Genomic DNA, 1,545 nt, shown 5'->3' with positions numbered 1-1,545 from the left:
GTCCCGATTCTGTTGAAAAACACCCTGTTGCTGGCGCAGAAAATGGCCTTTTAAAATGTGGCCGAACGCCCATTTTATAAGGCTGTTCCCGGTTTCTGCTGTGCAGGAAAGATCTTTGCCAGTTTGCGGAGGTTTTGAGCGGTTGCTGCGAGGAGAAATTCATCGTTCGCACCGCATGGCCCTCGTAATCGGAGGCGCCCAAGACCCAAAATGCGTTTGAGGTGGGCGAAGAGCATTTCGACTTTCTTCCGGAGCTTCATCGACGTTTCGAACTGTTCGGTCTTCGCGATTTCCCGGGCAACCTGGCGGGCATCTTCATGTTCTTCCCGGGTGATTTTGCGGGCATTCGCGTTCGGACAGCACTTGGCTTTTGATGGGCAGGCCTGACAAACTTCTTTCAACGCACGGTAGCGGGCTGTTCCTTTACCGGTCGGGCCACGGTTCGGGTCCGAGTAGTTCCTGCGAAACTGCTTTAGCTCATGGCCTTCGGGACAGACATATTGATTGTTCTCCGCATCCCATTCGAAGTCGGCACGGGTCCAGGTGCCATCGGGGCGCGCCGCTTTATCGATCACCGGGATGTGTGGAGCGATCTTGCGGCCGACCAGCCAACCCAGCATCGGCCCCGAGCCGTAGGCCGTGTCCGCGATGAGGCGCTCGGGGTTCAAATCGAACCTGTCCCTAACACGCTTCAGCATAGTCTTCGTTGATCTAACTTCGGCCTGCCGGATCGATCGGGTCGCCTCGACATCCAAAATCACACCGTGATCTGTATCGATCAGGTAGTTGTCCGAATATGCGAAGAATGCCAGTCCTTTATGCGCCGCGGTCCATTGGCTCGCCGGGTCTGAATGCGAGATACGCTTCGGGTCGGTCTCCGATGCCGCGCCAAAGGCGGCTTCATCCAGGGTCTCAAGATACTCCCGCACCGCACGCGGGGCATCCTCCGGATCGATCCGGGAAGGATCCCAGTCTTCCTTCCATGTCGAATTCTGTTTCCTGACGTCGGCCTTGATCAGGCTGGCATCAATCGCAAACCGCTGGCCGCTGACCAGGCCCTCAGTGATGCAGCGCGCAACGGTCATCTCGAAGAGGTGGCGCAGCAGCTCGCTCTCACGGAACCGACCATGTCGGTTCTTGGAAAATGTGGAATGATCCGGTACGCGGTCGTTCAGATCGAGACGGCAAAACCATCGGTAGGCAAGGTTCAGATGCACTTCTTCGCACAGCCGCCGCTCGGACCGGATGCCGAAGCAATAACCCACCAACAGCATGCGGATGAGCAGTTCAGGATCAACAGATGGGCGGCCTGTATGGCTGTAGAAATCTGCAAGATGAGCCCGGATACCGGTCAGATCGACAAACCGGTCAATTGACCGCAGCAGGTGGTCTTGCGGCACATGATCTTCAAGCGAGAACTCATAGAACAGAGCCGATTGCGCTTCCTGCCTCAGTCCCATCATCGCCGATCCTCCCGCTCAATGCCGGAATTGAATCAGCCACATGCATCCCGATCAAGTCAGAGTTTTTCAACAAAATTTCCCG

1 protein-coding gene is annotated in these 1,545 nt (G+C 56.4%); it reads right to left on the bottom strand.

Features of this window, described 5'->3' with window-relative positions:
• Positions 1-74: 74 nt before the first annotated feature.
• On the bottom strand, positions 75-1,463 hold the full coding sequence (locus tag ACXAHG_RS23450) for an IS1182 family transposase (protein WP_475061219.1): 1,389 nt from the start codon (positions 1,461-1,463) through the stop codon (positions 75-77).
• Positions 1,464-1,545 lie beyond the last annotated feature (82 nt).

This window comes from Leisingera sp. ABD4_442 (assembly GCF_056160905.1).
This window is presented reverse-complemented; position numbering and strand designations above follow the sequence as displayed.

Excerpts from the sequence above, each read along its gene's own strand:
- ACXAHG_RS23450 (WP_475061219.1), bottom strand. The coding sequence starts at position 1,463 with ATGATGGGACTGAGGCAGGAAGCGCAATCGGCTCTGTTCTATGAGTTC.